General features: G+C 65.4%; 18 protein-coding genes. 12 read left to right on the top strand and 6 right to left on the bottom strand.

The genetic code is table 11. From position 1 onward, the window contains the following. Window positions 1-40 precede the first annotated feature (40 nt). On the top strand, window positions 41-1,051 hold the full coding sequence (locus APH30_RS19315; protein ID WP_029887955.1) for an ATP-binding protein: 1,011 nt from the start codon (window positions 41-43) through the stop codon (window positions 1,049-1,051). A gap of 89 nt (window positions 1,052-1,140) precedes the next feature. Beyond that, entirely contained in the window at window positions 1,141-1,719 is a 579-nt protein-coding gene (locus tag APH30_RS19310) for a VWA domain-containing protein (protein ID WP_054913473.1), read from the top strand. Window positions 1,720-1,825: 106 nt separating this feature from the next. On the opposite strand, the gene APH30_RS19305 is transcribed toward APH30_RS19310, so the two are convergent. Next, a complete protein-coding gene (locus tag APH30_RS19305) occupies window positions 1,826-2,092 on the bottom strand; it encodes a hypothetical protein (RefSeq protein WP_009686703.1) in 267 nt (88 codons plus the stop codon). A 340-nt stretch (window positions 2,093-2,432) separates the two neighbouring features. Between APH30_RS19305 and APH30_RS19300 the strand changes: the two genes are divergently transcribed. After that, on the top strand, window positions 2,433-3,758 hold the full coding sequence (locus APH30_RS19300; protein ID WP_054913470.1) for a sigma-54 dependent transcriptional regulator: 1,326 nt from the start codon (window positions 2,433-2,435) through the stop codon (window positions 3,756-3,758). 47 nt (window positions 3,759-3,805) lie between these two features. On the opposite strand, the gene APH30_RS19295 is transcribed toward APH30_RS19300, so the two are convergent. After that, window positions 3,806-5,806 carry a U32 family peptidase gene (locus tag APH30_RS19295; protein WP_029887226.1) on the bottom strand — a complete coding sequence of 667 codons (2,001 nt, stop codon included), beginning with the start codon at window positions 5,804-5,806 and terminating at the stop codon, window positions 3,806-3,808. A 123-nt stretch (window positions 5,807-5,929) separates the two neighbouring features. Beyond that, the gene (locus APH30_RS19290) at window positions 5,930-6,310 is read right to left on the bottom strand and encodes a RidA family protein (RefSeq protein ID WP_054913469.1); all 381 of its coding nucleotides are present in this window, start codon (window positions 6,308-6,310) and stop codon (window positions 5,930-5,932) included. A 136-nt stretch (window positions 6,311-6,446) separates the two neighbouring features. On the opposite strand from APH30_RS19290, the gene APH30_RS19285 reads away from it, so the two are divergent. Continuing rightward, window positions 6,447-7,139: a tRNA (adenine(22)-N(1))-methyltransferase TrmK gene (locus APH30_RS19285; protein ID WP_054913472.1), complete on the top strand. Its 693-nt coding sequence runs from the start codon at window positions 6,447-6,449 to the stop codon at window positions 7,137-7,139. A gap of 1 nt (window position 7,140) precedes the next feature. On the opposite strand, the gene APH30_RS19280 is transcribed toward APH30_RS19285, so the two are convergent. After that, window positions 7,141-7,401: a DUF2790 domain-containing protein gene (locus APH30_RS19280; protein ID WP_009686708.1), complete on the bottom strand. Its 261-nt coding sequence runs from the start codon at window positions 7,399-7,401 to the stop codon at window positions 7,141-7,143. Between the two features lie 124 nt (window positions 7,402-7,525). Between APH30_RS19280 and APH30_RS19275 the strand changes: the two genes are divergently transcribed. After that, window positions 7,526-8,458, top strand: coding sequence for a LysR family transcriptional regulator (locus tag APH30_RS19275; protein ID WP_029887230.1), 933 nt, complete (start codon window positions 7,526-7,528; stop codon window positions 8,456-8,458). A gap of 39 nt (window positions 8,459-8,497) precedes the next feature. Here APH30_RS19275 and APH30_RS19270 read toward each other — a convergent pair whose 3' ends face one another. Both APH30_RS19270 and APH30_RS19265 read right to left on the bottom strand, forming a co-directional pair. Next, on the bottom strand, window positions 8,498-9,649 hold the full coding sequence (locus APH30_RS19270; RefSeq protein WP_054913468.1) for an acyl-CoA dehydrogenase family protein: 1,152 nt from the start codon (window positions 9,647-9,649) through the stop codon (window positions 8,498-8,500). 16 nt (window positions 9,650-9,665) lie between these two features. Further along, entirely contained in the window at window positions 9,666-10,736 is a 1,071-nt protein-coding gene (locus APH30_RS19265) for an enoyl-CoA hydratase/isomerase family protein (RefSeq protein ID WP_054913467.1), read from the bottom strand. Between the two features lie 329 nt (window positions 10,737-11,065). Here APH30_RS19265 and mdcA point away from each other — a divergent pair, with 329 nt between their 5' ends. From mdcA to mdcH, 7 genes are read left to right on the top strand one after another with little or no spacing between them, the layout of a single operon-like run. Next, a complete protein-coding gene (gene mdcA / locus APH30_RS19260) occupies window positions 11,066-12,727 on the top strand; it encodes a malonate decarboxylase subunit alpha (protein ID WP_054913466.1) in 1,662 nt (553 codons plus the stop codon). Beyond that, window positions 12,727-13,632 (top strand): triphosphoribosyl-dephospho-CoA synthase, encoded by a 906-nt coding sequence (locus tag APH30_RS19255; RefSeq protein WP_054913465.1) that lies wholly within the window; start codon window positions 12,727-12,729, stop codon window positions 13,630-13,632. Before mdcA ends, APH30_RS19255 begins: the two co-directional genes overlap by 1 nt. Before the next feature lies 1 nt (window position 13,633). Continuing rightward, a complete protein-coding gene (locus APH30_RS19250) occupies window positions 13,634-13,933 on the top strand; it encodes a malonate decarboxylase subunit delta (RefSeq protein WP_054913464.1) in 300 nt (99 codons plus the stop codon). After that, window positions 13,926-14,774, top strand: coding sequence for a biotin-independent malonate decarboxylase subunit beta (locus APH30_RS19245; protein ID WP_054913463.1), 849 nt, complete (start codon window positions 13,926-13,928; stop codon window positions 14,772-14,774). Before APH30_RS19250 ends, APH30_RS19245 begins: the two co-directional genes overlap by 8 nt. Continuing rightward, a complete protein-coding gene (gene mdcE, locus APH30_RS19240) occupies window positions 14,771-15,562 on the top strand; it encodes a biotin-independent malonate decarboxylase subunit gamma (protein WP_029887236.1) in 792 nt (263 codons plus the stop codon). The genes APH30_RS19245 and mdcE overlap by 4 nt, the downstream gene beginning before the upstream one ends. Window position 15,563: 1 nt before the next feature. Further along, window positions 15,564-16,178, top strand: a complete 615-nt coding sequence (locus APH30_RS19235; protein WP_054913462.1) for a malonate decarboxylase holo-ACP synthase — start codon at window positions 15,564-15,566, stop codon at window positions 16,176-16,178. Continuing rightward, a complete protein-coding gene (gene mdcH / locus APH30_RS19230; protein ID WP_029887238.1) occupies window positions 16,175-17,095 on the top strand; it encodes a malonate decarboxylase subunit epsilon in 921 nt (306 codons plus the stop codon). The genes APH30_RS19235 and mdcH overlap by 4 nt, the downstream gene beginning before the upstream one ends. Window positions 17,096-17,205: the final 110 nt, after the last annotated feature.

Genomic DNA, 17,205 nt, shown 5'->3' with positions numbered 1-17,205 from the left:
CTTGAGGAGCAACTGCTCGACGGCGAGGAACAGGCTTGACATGAGTGAACCCGTACAATTTCCGCTGGCGGCCGTGGTGGGTGCCGAGGACCTGAAGCTGGCCCTGTGCCTGACGGCCATCGACCCGAAAATCGGCGGCGTGCTGATCGAAGGCCCGCGCGGCATGGCCAAGAGCACCTTGGCCCGTGGCCTGGCAGACCTGCTGGGTGAGGGCCCGTTCGTGACCCTGCCGCTGGGTGCCAGTGAGGAACGGTTGGTCGGTACCCTGGACCTCGACGCCGCGCTTGGTCAGGGCAAGGCTCAGTTCTCCCCAGGGGTGCTGGCCCAGGCCGATGGCGGCGTGCTGTATGTGGATGAAGTCAACCTGCTGCCAGATACCCTGGTGGACCTGTTGCTTGACGTGGCCGCCAGCGGTACCAACCGCGTCGAGCGCGACGGCATCTCGCACCGCCACAGCGCCCGCTTCGTGCTGATCGGCACCATGAACCCGGAAGAAGGCGAACTGCGCCCGCAGTTGCTCGACCGGTTCGGCCTTAATGTGGCCCTGCAAGGTTTGCCCGAACCTGCGGCCCGGCAGCAGATCATCCGTCGGCGCCTGGCCTTCGACCATGACCCGCAGGCTTTTTGCGCGCAATGGGCGCAGGCGCAGGCGCAGTTGCGCGAGCGCTGCCAGGCGGCGCGCCATGTGCTGGCGGGCATTGCGCTGGACGACCAGGCACTGGCCTGGATCACCGAGCGCTGTTTTGCTGCTGGCGTGGATGGCTTGCGCGCCGACCTGGTCTGGCTGCGCGCGGCGCGCGCCCACTGTGCCTGGCGCGGTGGTGCAGCCATCGAAGAAACCGACGTGGAGGCCGTAGCCGAATTTGCCTTGCGCCATCGCCGCCGGGTGGCGCCACAGGCCAATCCGCCAGCCCCCCCGCAACAGGCCGAACAGCCGGCCGGCAGCAACCCTGGTGAGCAAGGCGGGCAGGGCGATTGGGGTGCATTGCCCGCGCAGCCGGTGGCCAGTGGCGCCCGTCGCGAGGTGCCAAACTGGGCAAAAAAGCCCTGAGCCCCCCCCAGCCACACGCCATAGGGGGGGATGCCAAGGCGGGTGCAGGCAAGCAGCACGGTGCCAGCCGGGGGCGCGCACGCGACGCGTTGGCAGGTCGGGTCGCCTGGCTGCCGACCTTGCTCAAGGGGCGCCCACGCCAGCGCCAGGACCTGTGCTGGCAGCAACGCCGGGCCAGGCCTGCCGAACTGTGGCTGGTGATCGTCGATGCGTCGGCTTCAACCCGCCGCCACCAGGCCCTGGCGCAAACCAAGGGGGTGTTGGCAGCACTGTTCGATCAGGCTTATCGCCAGCGTGCTCGCCTGGCGCTGCTCACGGCCAGCGGGCGCATGCCGCAGTGGCAGCGCCATGGCCTCAAGGCGTCGGCGGCCTTGCAGCCATGGCTACAGGCGTTGGGGGCTGGCGGGGGCACGCCACTGTTCGCAGCCCTGGAGCAGGCCCGGCATTGGCTGCAGGCACGCCAGCGGGCACACCCGCAAGAAGTGCTGCGCTGCCTGGTGTTTACCGATGGGCGCGTGCAGCACAGCAACACGGTCCAACCCATGCCTTGTGCCACGCTGTTGGTGGACATGGAACTGGCACCGGTACGGCTAGGGCGTGCCCAGCGCCTGGCCGAGCAATTGCAGGCGGATTATCAGCACTTGCACCACTTCAAGCTGGCGTATTGAACAGGGGCACCGCGGCACAATGTCGCAAGTGACAAAGTTGTCAGGCCTGCACGATGAAAGTTGCACAAGTGCGTGGCACTGCACGCACTTGTTATAGGCGCCGGTATTATTTAGGCATCGACCAAGGTTGCAGGTCGTAACCTTTTTCGCACAATTCGGCGCGCACTTCCTCGATCAGGCTGGCCCACTGCGCGGGGTCGGAGTAGATGCGCGAAGACACCTGCTTGGCGCCAATGCGGGTGTTGGTCCGGTCGATCACTGCCAGGCTGAGTTCACCAGTGCCATTGGGGGCATCCCAGGCTACGCACTGGAAGGGTTCGAAGGCGTGGTCGGCAATCAGCAGTGCTTCGTTGACACGGAGCGGGGCATTCATGGTTCGGTCTCTCTATGGTCCCAAACAGCGAAGTAAGTCCGCGTTGCTTAAAAGTCGCCTCAGGTGCGCGAAGTGCAGCGCGGGGTTATGTGTACTGATGCTCGCTGTGCGGTAGCAAGTCACACATTGCGAATAAATTTTTTGCCAGGGCTATCTCCGTTATTCCCTGCGCCGCCATGTGATGTCGTTAAAGTGCGAAAATTCCCGTGGGCGTTTGTAAAAAAATGCGTCGGCAGACGGACGGTACTGGGCAGTGTCAACTTCGTTGCTACTGTTAAACGGGCGCCACAACTTGCTGTTTTACTTTAAAAAAATCAAACAATGGCGCCAAGGATCGGTCATGCAACAGCCTGCCGCGCAACGCCGTTTGCTGATCGTCGACCCCTGCGACGATTGCCACCGCCTATTGCCGGGCCTGCGCAACGCCGGCTGGGATGTCGACAGCTGCATGCTCGCCGCCGCACTGGACCACCCCTGCGATGTGGGCCTGCTGCGCTTGCAGGCCGCGCACCTGCGGCACCCGGACGCGGTCAAGGACATGATCAAGCGCAGCAACACCGAGTGGATCGCCGTGCTGAGCGCCGACCAACTGCGCATGCCAGCCTTCGGTGACTTTGTCTGTGAGTGGTTTTTCGACTTCCACACCTTGCCGTTCGACGTCTCGCGGGTGCAGGTCACCCTGGGCCGGGCGTTCGGCATGGCGCGCCTGCGCGGCAAGGGTGCGGTCAAGGTCGATGAAGCGAACGACGAATTGCTCGGTGACAGCCGGCCGATTCGCGAACTGCGCAAGCTGCTGGGCAAACTGGCGCCTACCGAATCACCTGTGCTCATCCGCGGTGAAAGCGGCACTGGCAAGGAGCTGGTGGCGCGCACGCTGCACCGCCAGTCGCAGCGCAGTGATCAGCCGTTCATCGCCATCAACTGTGGCGCCATCCCTGAGCATTTGATCCAGTCCGAATTGTTCGGCCACGAGAAAGGCGCTTTTACCGGGGCGCACCAGCGCAAGGTCGGGCGTATCGAAGCGGCCCACGGCGGCACCTTGTTCCTGGACGAAATTGGCGACTTGCCGCTGGAACTCCAGGCCAACCTGCTGCGCTTTTTGCAGGAGAAGCACATCGAGCGCGTAGGCGGCAGCCAGCCAATACCGGTGGATGTGCGGGTGTTGGCGGCGACCCACGTGGACCTGGAACGGGCCATTGAGCAGGGGCGTTTTCGCGAAGACCTGTATTACCGCCTGAACGTATTGCAGGTGGTGACAGCACCGCTGCGCGACCGGCACGGCGACTTGTCCATGCTGGCCAATCATTTTGCCCATTTCTACAGCCTGGAAACCGGGCGCCGGCCGCGTTCCTTCAGTGAACACGCCTTGGCAGCCATGGGCCACCATGACTGGCCGGGGAACGTTCGCGAGCTGGCCAACCGCGTACGCCGCGGGCTGGTGCTGGCCGAAGGGCGGCAGATCGAGGCGCAGGACCTGGGCTTGCAGTTGCACGACCAGGAGCAGCAGCCGTTAGGCACCCTGGAAGAATACAAGCACCGCGCCGAGCGCCAGGCCTTGTGCGATGTGCTCAACCGGCACAGTGACAACCTGAGCATGGCTGCCAAAGTGCTGGGTGTTTCGCGGCCGACGTTCTACCGCTTGTTGCACAAGCACCAGATACGCTGAGCGTTACACCACGGCACCTGGGCGAACATCACCCAGGGCCGAACCCCTCAATGCGGCCCGCGCGGGATGGTCTTGAGCAGGTCTTCGGGGCTGATGTGCCCAACCACTTGTGCGACCGCGCTGCCCGGTGTCGGCAGGTCGATGATATGGCTCTTCATCTTGCCGATCACATGCATCTCGCACGGCTTGCAGTCGAATTTCAGCGTCAGTACCTCGTCGCCCTGAATCAGCTGCATGGGCGCGACCTTGGTGCGTACGCCGGTGACACCCTTGGCCTGCTTGGGGCACAGGTTGAAGCTGAAACGCAGGCAGTGCTTGGTGATCATCACCGGCACCTCGCCGTGCTCTTCATGGGCCTCGTAGGCGGCGTCGATCAGTTGCACGCCATGGCGGTGGTAGAAGTCGCGAGCCTTCTGGTTGTACACGTTGGCCAGGAACGACAGGTGCGACTCGGGGTACACCGGCGGCGGCGTGGTCTCGGCCTTGCGCGCGCCGCGTGGGTGGGCCTGTACCCGCGCGGCGGTCAGTGCCTCGATGGCCTCGCGGCGCAGGGCCTTGAGCTGCGAGTTGGGGATGAAGTACGCCTGCGGGGCGTCCAGCTCGATACGGTCGGCGTGGTACATAGTGGTACCCAGCTGGCCGAGCAGGTCGTGCAGTTGCTCCAGTGCCTGCTGGGGCTTGTTGGCGACGCCGAACGGGCCCTCCAGGGCTACCTGCACACTGACCCCTTCCTCGCTGCTCAGGGTCAGCAGCAGGCGTTGCTCGCGCAGCACCGCGTGCCACTCCACGCCCACCCGGCGTTCGGAGGACGTGCGCTGCAGGGCCTGTTGCCAGTTGTGGTCCAGGTTGCGCGACAACGGGTGGTTGGGGCGCAGCTTGTGCAGCCCTTCGGGCATTTCATTGGGCTCGACGCGATAGCGGTAGCGTGTTTGGCCGTCTTCTTCAAACTCGCCGCGGGGCTCGGCGATGTTGGCGCGAAAACCCAGCACTTCGCGTTTGACCAGCACATTCAGGCCGTCGCCGTTGGTCAACGGCACGTCGGTCACCACGTGCAGGTCGCGCTTGCCGACCTTTTCCACCACGCCCACCGGCAGGCCGGTGAAGGTTGGCGAGTCGAATGCGCCGATATCGACCTTGCGGTCGGTGACGAAGTAGTCGGTGCTGCCGCGGTGGAAGGTCTTGTCCGGGTCGGGCAGGAAGAAGTGCTCGGTGCGCCCGCTGGAAGCGCGGGCATAGTGCGGGCGGCCTTCCAGGATGGCGTCCAGTTCCTTGCGGTAGTGGGCCGTGATGTTCTTCACATAGCCCATGTCCTTGTAACGCCCTTCGATCTTGAACGAGCGCACGCCGGCATCGACCAGGTCGGCCAGGTTGGCGGTCTGGTTGTTGTCTTTCATCGACAGCAGGTGTTTCTCGAACGCGACCACGCGGCCCTGGTCATCCTTCAGGGTGTATGGCAGGCGGCAGGCCTGCGAGCAGTCGCCACGGTTGGCGCTGCGCCCGGTTTGCGCGTGGGAGATGTTGCACTGGCCGGAAAATGCCACGCACAGTGCACCATGGATGAAGAACTCGATGGCCGCGTCGGTTTCGGCGGCGATGCTGCGGATTTGCTGCAAATTCAGCTCGCGGGCCAGCACCAGTTGCGAGAAACCGGCCTGGTCGAGGAATTTCGCCCGCTCCAGGGTGCGAATGTCGGTCTGGGTGCTGGCGTGCAGCTCGATCGGCGGGATGTCCAGCTCCATCACCCCCAGGTCCTGCACGATCAGTGCATCGACACCGGCGTCATGCAACTGGTGGATCAGCTTGCGCGCCGGCTCCAGCTCGTTGTCGTGGAGGATGGTGTTGATGGTGGTGAACACGCGCGCATGGTACCGATGGGCGAACTCGACCAGTTCGGCAATGTCGCTGACTTCATTGCAGGCATTGTGGCGCGCGCCGAAGCTTGGGCCGCCGATATAGATGGCATCAGCGCCGTGCAGGATCGCCTCACGGGCGATGGCCACGTCACGCGCTGGGCTGAGCAGTTCCAGCTGGTTCTTTGGAAGGGACATGTCGTTGTATTTTCGGGCTGTCACGGGTTAGGCGCGCATTGTAGCGGCGAAACGGGCTGGCGGCACCCTTGGGCTGCCCGAAGGTGTGCAGCCAGGGTGCGAGGGGGCGGCAACGACGGTCGGTCAGCGCTTGGCGGCCATCGCCGTCACTTCGACGCGCATGCCGTCGAACGCCAGGGCGGCCACCCCAACGGCGGCACGTACCGGCCAGGGTTTGCTGAAGAAGCGCTGGTACACTTCGTTGAATGCCGCGCGGTCGGCCATGTCGGTCAGGTAGATGGTCAGGTGCAGCACGCGGTCCATGCCGCTGCCGGCTTTTTCCAGCGCCACTTTCAAGGCCTGCAGGGTGCACTCGCTTTGCGCGACGATGCCACCCAGTTCCAGGCTGCCGTCGGCACGGGTCGGGATCTGGGTGGTGACCAGCACGCCGTTGTACTCGGCGACGTCGGAAGAAATCGAGTCGGCGTCCGGGTCGGGGGTATAGATGATGTCTGCTTGAGCCATGGTGTGGTTTGCCTTGCAACGGAAGGAAACGGCAAGCCTACGCGAGCGCAACGCACCGGTCGAGCGCACCCCGGCGTTTGTAAAGCGCGGCGTTCACCGGCAGAATCGCGGCCGATTGCCAGACCAGAGGTTTACGTTGAACGAACAGACTTTGTCCCGGCGCCTGGAGCGCGTGGCTGCCTATGTGCCGCAGGGCGCGCGCCTGGCCGACATTGGCTCGGACCACGGCTTCCTGCCGGTGGCGTTGATGCTGCGCGGGGTGATCGAGGCCGGGGTGGCCGGTGAGGTGGCGCAGGTGCCGTTCGCCTCGGCCCAACGCACGGTGAGCCGCAACGGCCTGGAGGCCTCTGTGGCCGTGCGCCTGGCCGATGGCTTGGCAGCCATCGAGCCACAGGACCGTATCACGGTGGTCAGCCTGTGCGGCATGGGCGGCGACACCATGTGCGCCATCCTGCAGGCAGGCCCGCAGCGCCTTGCCGGCGTCACCCGCCTGCTACTGCAGCCCAACGGCGGTGAGCGCGAACTACGCCAGTGGCTGGCCGGCAATGGCTACCGGATCGTCCACGAGGAACTGCTGCGGGAAAACCGCTTCGACTACGAGATCATCGTCGCCGAGCCGGGCAGGGCGGTGTACACCGCTCAACAGCTGTACTTCGGGCCGTTGCTGATGCAGGAAAAAAGCGCGGCGTTCCTGGGTAAATGGCAGCGCATGCTGCGCCAGAAGCAGCACACCCTGGCCAATTTCCAGCGGGCCCGGGGCGCAGTGCCGCAGGCGAAGATAGACGACTTCAACCAGCAGGTAGGCTGGATAACGCAGCTGCTGGCCTGAGTCACTGTTGCGGGCAGTTGCTCATCTCGCGGTAACTGATTTCGTGCTTCTGGTCATGGTGGTCGAGGTACACCATGTGAGCGGTGCCGATCTGGCAGTCGCCGACGTTGCTGGGCGGGGTGATGGAAATCACTTTGGCCACATCCAGGTGCATACCGTATGCATAGTTGCTACTGGCTGGCTGATCGTTGCCCGTGGCGGCGAGGGCTGCGCACGAAGCCAAGGCAGCGGAAATGGCGATTATAGCGAGGGAGGGTTTCATGGCTGGCTCCTTTTACAATGTATGACTAATGATGTATTCAAAGGCCTTACACAATAAATGGGCTAAGTCGTGATAGATTCCTGCCTTTAACGTAACAATAACACCCACTAAGGAGCTCACTTTCATGGACATGCTGCATGCCATGCGTACCTTCGCCCGTGTGGTGGAATGCGGCAGCTTCGCGGCGGCCGCCAACGCCCTGGACATCTCTGCGGCACAGGTTTCGCGCATCGTGGCGGAGCTGGAAAACCAGTTGCAGACCCGCCTGTTGCACCGCACCACCCGGCGCTTGCGCATGAGCGAGGCCGGGGAGCGGTTTCTCGAGCGGGCGCGGCAGATCATGCTGCTGACCGAAGAAGCGGTGGGCGAGGCCCGTGGTGCGCACCTGACGCCGCGTGGGCGGTTACGCCTACACTGTCCCCATGGCCTGGGGCTGTTGCTGATGCCGCTGGTGGCCGGCTACAACGCGTTGTGCCCGGAGGTGGTGATCGAGCTGACCCTGTCACAGCGCAACCCCGACCCGCTGGCCGAAGGGCATGATGTGGTGATTACCGTGGACGGCGCGTTGCCCGATTCGCAGCTGATCGCCGTGCCGCTGGGCAATATCTTCAGTATCCCCTGCGCGGCCCCGGCCTACCTGGAAGCCAATGGCGTACCGGAAAGCCCCGAAGACTTGCACGGCCATCGTTGCCTGCGCATGTCGTACCCCCTGTACGAAGGTGACTGGGTGTTCCCGCAGGGGGTCGACCAGTGTGTGATCGTACCGAAGGACGGTTTCTCCACCAATGTTGCCGATGCCATGCTGGTGGCCAGCGAGTTGGGCATGGGCATAGGCCTGTTGCCGTTCTACACCGCCAGCCAGGCGATCGGGCAGGGGCGGCTGTGCCGCCTGTTGGCGCCGTATCGGCTGCGCGAGAGTGCGCTGTATGCAATTTACCCGTCACGGCACTACCTGGATGCCAAGGTGCGTACCTGGATCGACTACCTCAAGGAGCAGTTGCCAGCGCTGTTCGAAAGGCACGCCGAGCTGGTGGACGACGCCCGCTACTGGCGCTAGGTGGGCAGAGCCTGGCGCCAGGGCCCGGTCGTCGACCTACTAAAGCGTGTAGTGCTTCAGCTCCCGCGCAATCAGCATGCGCTGGATTTCGCTCGACCCTTCGTAGATCTGGGTGATCCGGGCATCGCGGTAGTAACGCTCTACCGGGTAGTCTTCCAGGTAGCCGTAGCCGCCATGTACCTGGATCGCCATCGAGCACACCCGTTCGGCCATTTCCGAGGCGAACAGCTTGGCCTGGGATGCCTCTGACAGGCACGGCCTGCCGGCGCTGCGCAGGCGCGCAGCATGCAAAATCAGCAGCCGCGCGGCGTTGACCTGCACCTGCATGTCGGCCAACAGGTTGGCGATGCTCTGGTGCTCGTTGATCGGCTTGCCGAATTGCACACGGTCCCGTGAATAACCCAGCGCTGCTTCGAATGCCGCACGGGCGATGCCCAGCGCTTGCGCGGCGATACCGATCCGGCCCCCTTCAAGGTTGGACAAGGCGATGGCCAGGCCCTTGCCGCGCTCACCCAGCAGGTTGGCGGCCGGTACACGGCAGTTGTCGAACGTGACCGCGCAGGTGTCAGAGGCGCGGATGCCCATCTTGTGTTCGCTGCGGTCGACTTTGAAGCCCGGGTTGTCGGTGGGCACCAGAAAGGCCGACAGGCCCTTTTTGCCCAGGTCCGGGTCGGTTACCGCAAACACGATCGCCAGGCCGGCACGCCGGGCATTGCTGACGAACTGCTTGGCGCCATTGATTACCCATTGGCCGTCTACCAACTCTGCGCGGGTCCGCAGGTTATGCGCCTCGGAGCCGGCTTGCGGCTCGGTCAGGCAGAAGCAGCCGATCACTTCACCCGTGGCCAGGCGTGGCAGCCATTGCTGCTGTTGGTCGGCCGTGCCATATGCCAGCAGCGGGCCGCAACCTACCGAGTTGTGAATGCTCATCATCGCCCCGGTGGCGCCACAACCGGCGGAAATTTCCTCTACCGCCAGGGCATAGGCAACGTAGTCGGTGTAGCTGCCGCCAAAGGCTTCGGGCACGACCATGCCCAGCAGGCCCAGTTCGCCCATCTTGCGTACCACGTCGTCATCGATCCAGCCGGCCTTTTCCCAGGCCTGGGCGTGCGGGGCGATTTCGCCACGGGCAAAATCGCGCGCCATGTCGCGGATCATGATCTGTTCTTCGCTCAGTTCCAGGTCTTGCATCGGTGTACTCCCGGGCTCACAGGCCTTCGAAGAATTGGTCGACCCGCTGGCGTTGCAGTGCAGCCAGGGTAGGTGGGTTCCAGCGCGGTTGCTTGTCCTTGTCGATGATCAGGGCGCGTACGCCTTCGATGATATCGCCATGCTGGAACCACTGGCGGTCCAGGTGCAGCTCCATGGCAAAGCACGCCTCCAGGTCCCGTTGGCGGCCCCGGCGCAGCATCTCCAGCGTAACGGCCATGGCCAGCGGTGAGCGGCTTTCCAGCTGATCGGCGGTGGCCGTGGCCCAGGCGTGGCTGTCGCCAATGCTGACCGTGCGCAATTGCTCGACGATGGCCGGCAGGTCGGGCAGGGCGAAGAAGTGGTCGATGACCGGGCGCAGCTTTTCCAGCGGGGCATCCTCCAGCACCTGGCTACCGAGCCTGGCCAGCAGGCCCTGCAGGTCCTTGAGCGGGTGGTCGCCGAAACTCAGCTGGTCTAGGCCCTGATCCAGGGCGGCGAGCTGGTCGCTGGCCAGGTACCAGTCGGCCAGGCCGCAATACAGCGCATCGGCGGCCTGCACCTGTGCGCCGCTCACACCCAGGTAGATGCCCAGCTCGCCAGGGAGGCGCGACAGAAAATAACTGCCGCCCACGTCGGGAAAATAGCCAATGCCGACTTCAGGCATACCCAGGCGGCTGCGCTCGGTCACCACGCGCAGGTCACAGCCCTGAGCCAGGCCCATGCCACCGCCGAGGGTGAAGCCGTCCATCAGCACCAGCACCGGTTTGCGGTAACGGTGGATGGCCAGGTCGAGGGCATACTCCTCGACGAAAAAGGTCTCATGCAGCGTATCGCCGGCCTTGAAGCTGTCGTGCAGCGAACGGATATCGCCACCGGCGCAAAAACCCTTGGGGCCTGCACCGCGCAGTACCACAGCCCGTACGTGCGGGTACCGGGCCCACTGTTCCAGGTGGTGGCGCAGGCTACGGACCATGTCCAGGGTAAGGGCATTGAGGCCGGCGGGGCGGTTCAGTGTCAGGTGGCCGACCTGGTTGCGGACCTCGGCCAGTACATGGTCGGTGGCCGAGGTGTAAGCGTGCGCAGTCATTGCCTTCTCCCTGCTTTGTTATTGATTTTCCAAGTGAAGTCTGGATTTCGCTGGAGGATCTGGCGATCCTTGCATGCGAATTTGCCTTGTACAATCGACAAATCTGCAGGGGGAATCTGCATTTTTGCGTGCCTGGCAGTGTTGCCACTCTAGCAAGGTTTGAGGTTTACCGGGCTGGCTCGGCGGGCGGGCGCCGATGTTCTTGGTGTTTTGGTCCACCAGAACCCCGATCATTAACCTTAGCGTAACGATCCAGCGCCGAGCTTGATTGATGCCCGGCTGGCCCCCGCCCTAAGGTGACCCCACGACAGCGAACCCGTGGAGTCACCATGACAACAACACAGAATCCACCGCCGCAATGGTCGCGACGGCGTGCCGAAAAGCAACGCCGCCTCGATCAGGTCCGCCACCTTGCCGACGGTGCGGTGCTGCCCAGCGAGCGTATCGTCGAAGCACTGGAACTGTTGCTGGCCCCCGGCGACCGGGTGGTGCTGGAAGGCAACAACCAGAAGCAGGCCGACTTCCTCTCGCGTTCGCTGGCCAAGGTCGACCCTGGGCGCCTGCACGACCTGCACATGATCATGCCCAGCGTCAGCCGTGCCGAGCACCTGGACTTGTTCGAGCGCGGCATTGCCCGCAAGCTGGATTTTTCCTTCGCCGGGCCACAAAGCCTGCGCATTGGCCAGTTGCTTGAAGACGGCTTGCTCGAAGTCGGCGCGATCCACACCTATATCGAGCTGTACTCGCGGCTGCTGGTCGATCTGATCCCCAACGTGACCTTGGTGGCAGGCTTCATGGCCGACCGTGAAGGCAACCTGTACACCGGGCCCAGCACCGAAGACACCCCGGCGCTGGTGGAGCCGGCCGCGTTCAGCGACGGTATCGTCATCGCCCAGGTCAACCAGCTGGTCGACCGTGTGGAGGACCTGCCGCGGGTCGATATCCCGGCGTCATGGGTCGATTTCGTGGTGGTTGCCGACCAGCCTTTCTACATCGAACCACTGTTCACCCGCGTCCCACGTCACATCAAGCCGGTGCATGTGCTGATGGCGATGATGGCCATTCGCGGCATCTACGAAAAACACCAGGTGCAGTCGTTGAACCATGGTATCGGCTTCAATACCGCTGCCATCGAGCTGATCCTGCCCACCTACGGCGAGTCGCTGGGGCTCAAGGGCAAGATCTGCCGCAACTGGACCCTCAACCCGCACCCTACGCTGATCCCGGCTATCGAAAGCGGCTGGGTGCAAAGCGTGCATTGCTTTGGCACCGAGCTGGGCATGGAGGATTACATCGCCCAGCGGCCCGATGTGTTCTTCACCGGCCGTGACGGTTCGCTGCGCTCCAACCGCATGATGTGCCAGCTGGCCGGGCAGTACGCCGTGGACCTGTTCATTGGCGCGACCCTGCAGGTAGACGGCGATGGCCATTCGTCGACAGTCACCCGCGGCCGCCTGGCCGGCTTTGGCGGGGCGCCGAACATGGGCCACGACCCCCGGGGCCGGCGCCATGCAACGCCGGCCTGGCTCGACATGACCGTGCCGCAAACCCTGCTGGAGCGCGGCCGCAAGCTGGTGGTGCAGATGGTCGAAACCTACCAGGAAGGCGGCAAACCGACCTTCGTGGAAACCCTGGATGCGGTGGCCGTGGCGAAAAAGGCCGGCATGCCGCTGGCCCCGGTGATGATCTACGGTGACGACGTTACCCACCTGTTGACCGAAGAGGGCATTGCCTACCTGTACAAGGCCCGCAGCCTGGAAGAGCGCCAGCAGATGATTGCCGCTGTGGCCGGGGTTACCGCCATCGGCCTGCGGCATGACCCGAAAGACACTGCGCGCCTGCGCCAGCAAGGCCTGGTCGCATTGCCCGAAGACCTGGGCATCCGCCGCACCGACGCCAGCCGCGAGCTGCTGGCAGCGCGCAGCGTTGCCGACCTGGTTGAATGGTCCGGCGGCCTGTACAACCCGCCAGCACGGTTCAGGAGCTGGTGATGAAAGCACACGACTTGCGCCTTGAACCTGTTACGGTCCCTGTGGGCGCGGGTTTACCCGCGAAGAGGCCAGCCCACACAACCCGGATTCAACTGCCAGACCACCTGGCCGACCTGGCCGTGGAAGCCCTGATCGACGAAGCCGAGCTGTCCCCCAAACCCGGCCTGGTCGACCGCCGCAGCAACGGCGCTCACACCGACATGACTCTGGCCCTGATGCACGCCTCGGCCCTGGCCCTGTGGCCCTGCCTGCGCAACATGGCCGCAGCCGCGCAAACCATTGGCACCATCGGCCAACCCCTGCGCGCCAGCTTGGGCCAGCTCGGCCGTGAAGGCGAAGCCGCGATGCTGGCCGCGACCCATGGGGTCAACACCCACCGCGGCGCAATCTGGGCCCTGGGCCTGCTGGTCGCCGCCAAGGCGCTCGACCCCGATGCCAGCGCCAGCACGGTGGCCGCGCGGGCCGGGCGCATCGCCCTGTTCGACGACCCGGCCATGCCGCAGCAGCACAGCCATGGCCTGCAGGTGCGCCAGCGCTATGGCAGCAGCGGTGCCCGCGAACAGGCGCAACAAGGCTTCCCTGCAGTTATCGGCCACGGCTTGCCACACCTGCAACGCAGCCGTGCCAGCGGTGCCAGTGAGGCCAACGCCCGGCTCGATGCCTTGCTCGCCATCATGGCCGTGCTCAGCGATACCTGTGTGCTGTGGCGCAGCGGCCCTGCCGGGCTGGCCGCCGTGCAGCAGGGCGCCCGCGCGGTACTGGGTGCCGGGGGCAGTGCCACCCTGGCCGGGCGCCGCCACCTGCGTGCGCTGGACCAGCAACTGCTGCAACTGAACGCCTCACCGGGCGGCGCCGCCGATCTACTGGCCGCCTGCCTGTTCCTCGACAAAGCCGGGAGCCTGTGACATGGAAACCCTGACCTTCGATTTCCCCGCCGCCGAACCGGGGCGTGGCCGCACGCTGGTGGGCTGTGTCAGCTCCGGCGACCTTGAAGTACTGATCGAACCCGGCACCGCCGGCCATCTGCAGATCCAGGTGGTGACTTCGGTCGATGGCAGCGCCGCGCGCTGGGCGCAACTGTTCCAGCGCCTGTTCGAGGACCGCGCCTGGCCGGCCGTGAACATCGACATTCATGACTTCGGCGCCACCCCGGGGGTGGTCCGCCTGCGCCTGGAACAAGGCTTCGAGGAGATCGCCCATGACTGACACCGCACGCCTGCTGCGCAGCCGCAGCTTCGTAGAACTGGGTGCCCGGCAGCGCGCCCGCGCCGTGCTCGACCCGGGCAGTTTCCGCGAGCTGCTCGGCCCCTTCGACCGGCTGATGTCGCCTTGGCTGCCCTTGCAGGGCATCGTGCCGCAGGCTGACGACGGCGTGGTCATCGCCAAAGGCACGCTGAACGGGCGCAATGCGCTGGTCGCCGCTATCGAGGGCGGCTTCCAGGGCGGCAGCATGGGCGAGGTGGGCGGCGCCAAGATTGCCGGGGCGTTGGAGCTGGCCATCGAAGACAACCGCAATGGCATCCCCACGTGTGCAGTGCTGCTGCTGGAAACCGGCGGTGTGCGCTTGCAGGAAGCCAACCTTGGCCTGGCAGCGATTGCCGAAATCCAGGCGGCGATCGTCGAACTGCGGGCCTGGCAGCCGGTAATCGGGCTGATTGCAGGTTCCGTCGGGTGCTTCGGCGGCATGTCGATCGCCGCTGGCTTGTGCAGCCATTTACTGGTCACCCGCGAGGCCCGCCTGGGCCTCAACGGGCCTCAGGTCATCGAACAGGAAGCCGGCATTGCCGAGTATGACGCCAAGGACCGGCCGTTCATCTGGAGCCTGAGCGGCGGCGAACAGCGCCATGCCAGCGGGCTGGTCGATGGCTATGTGGCCGATGACATCCAGGCGCTGCGCGACTGCCTGCTGCAATTGCTCGACTCGCCTGGCGCTGACCGCGCCCGGCAACACGCCTGGTACCTCGAGCGCATGGCCCGGCTGGGCGCCGAGTGCCCGCAACTGGACGCTACCGCTGTGCGTGCCCTTTACCAAGGAGAAGCCCAATGAACCGTGCCATGAACTGGCTGCCGGGCCTGGCGGGCGGCCAGCCCTTGCCGGGCTACCCGGCGTCGTTGCAGGTCATCGATGGCGAACTGGACAACCGCCTGGCGCGCTTTATCGCCGTGGTCCCGGACCCCGCCAATCCGTTCCCCCGGGCCCGCGGGGGCGAAGTCGGCCTGCTGGAGGGTTGGGGCCTGGCCAAGGCCGTGAGCGACGCGGTCGACGCTGACAGCCAGGGGCACAAGCGCGCAATTGTCGCGGTGATCGATGTGCCCAGCCAGGCCTACGGTCGCCGTGAGGAGGCCTTGGGTATCCATCAGGCCTTGGCTGGCGCTGTGCAGGCTTACGCCCAGGCCCGGCTGGCCGGTCACCCGGTAATCGGGCTGCTGGTCGGCAAGGCCATGTCTGGCGCTTTTCTTGCCCACGGCTACCAGGCCCAGCGCCTGATCGCCCTGGACGATGCCGGGGTAATGGTGCATGCCATGGGCAAGGCGGCAGCCGCGCGGATTACCCTGCGCAGTGTCGAGCAACTGGAAGCGTTGGCCGCCGAGGTGCCGCCCATGGCCTATGACCTGGCTAGCTATGCGTCACTGGGCCTGCTGTGGCGTCGGTTGACGGTGGCCAACGCCGAAGCGCCTGGCAGCGCCGACATTGCCCGGGTGCGTGCCTGCCTTGCCGACGCGGTCCGCGATATTGGCAGCTCGACCGACCTGTCGTCGCGGCTGGCGGGCGAACACCGCAGTGCCTCGCGGCAAGTGCGTGAGCAACTGCGCCGCCAATGGCAGGGTGCCTGAGGTGAGCGCGCCACGCCCCCATGACCTGCTGTGGGGCATGCCCACTTCGGCCCTGCCGGCCGACGCGCCGCTGTGGGCACGGGAAGTGTTGGCCGGCGGCCAGCCGGTGGTCGTGCGCCGCGCGGTGTGTGACGCCGGCTGGGTCGCCGTGGGCGTACGTGGCCAAGGGCGGGCGCAGCGCCTGGCAGCGTTGATGCGGGTTGGCGACATTCAACGCCAGCAGGCCCCCGAAGCCTTGCAGCGGCCAACACAGCGCGCCTGGCCAGCATTGCAGGCCCTGGCCTGGGTAGCGCCAATGCTCGATGCCTGCGGCCTGGCCTGGGGGCCGACAGGTGGCGTGGGTTACCAGATTGCAACGGGTATTGACGTGCTGCACGCCGACAGCGACCTGGACCTACTGGTACGCACGCCGCAACCGCTGGCGCGTATACAGGCCCGCACGCTGTTGGCGATGCTGGACGGCGCGCCATGCCGTATCGATGCGCAGCTGGAAACCCCGGGCGGGGCTGTGGCGTTGCGCGAGTGGGCCGGTTTCGCCCAACGTGTGTTGCTCAAGTCGTCCGTGGGGCCATGCCTGTGCGAAGACCCGTGGGCTGTACGGGAGCGTGCCGCATGAGCACTCTGTTCGCGTTCCCGGGCCAGGGTGCCCAGCAGGTCGGCATGTTGCAGCGCCTGCCCGAAGGCAGCGCGCCGGTGCTGGAAGAGGCCAGCGATGCCCTTGGCCAGAACGCACTGGCGTTGGACAGCGAGCACGCCCTGCAGTCGACCCGCGCCGTGCAGTTGTGCCTGCTGCTCAGTGGCGTGGCCTGGGCGCGCTGGTTGATGCAGCGCAGCCCAGGGCCGGATTGCGTGGCGGGCTTGTCGGTCGGCGCCTATCCGGCGGCAGTGGTGGCCGGTGCTTTGGGCTTTGCCGACGCTGTGCGCCTGGTTGCCCTGCGCGGCGAACTGATGCAACGGGCCTATCCGCGCGGCTATGGCATGACTGCGCTCAGTGGCCTGGAGCTGGCCAGTGTCGAGCGCTTGCTGGGCGAGGTGGGCGGCGAGGTGTATGTCGCCAACCTCAACAGCGAGCAGCAGATCGTCATTGCCGGCAGCGAAACGGCGATGGCGGCGGTGGCGGCCCGCGCGCGCAGCCTGGGCAGGGGCATCGCGCGCCGGCTGGCAGTCAGCGTGCCATCGCATTGCCCGTTGCTGGCTGGCCCGGCAGCAGAGCTGGCTGCGGCCTTCGCTGCGGTCGAACTGCAGCGGCCACGTATCACTTACCTCAGTGGCAGCAGCGCACGGGTGATAGTCGACCCGCAGCGCCTGCGCGACGATCTGGCCGGCAACATGGCGCGCCGGGTGGACTGGCGGGCAGCGTTGCGCAATGCCTATGAACGCGGCGTGCGCCTGCACCTGGAAATGCCGCCTGGCAGCACGCTCAGCGGCCTGGCCAGGCCGGTGTTCGAACAGGGCAGGGTGCTGGCGGTGGAAGGCACCCGATGGGACAGCCTGGATGCGCTGCTGCGCCAGGAGGTGGCGGACCGGCGATGATGGCGGGCAGCGCGCCGGCTGGCACGGGCTACGCCCGTTAATGAAGCCAGTGCGGCGCTTGCGGGTTTACCGATGGCGAAGAACAACAACAAGCAACTTCGACACTACCT

The sequence above is a fragment of the Pseudomonas sp. NBRC 111127 genome (genome assembly GCF_001320345.1).
Taxonomy (GTDB): Bacteria; Pseudomonadota; Gammaproteobacteria; order Pseudomonadales; family Pseudomonadaceae; genus Aquipseudomonas; species Aquipseudomonas juntendi.
This window is presented reverse-complemented; position numbering and strand designations above follow the sequence as displayed.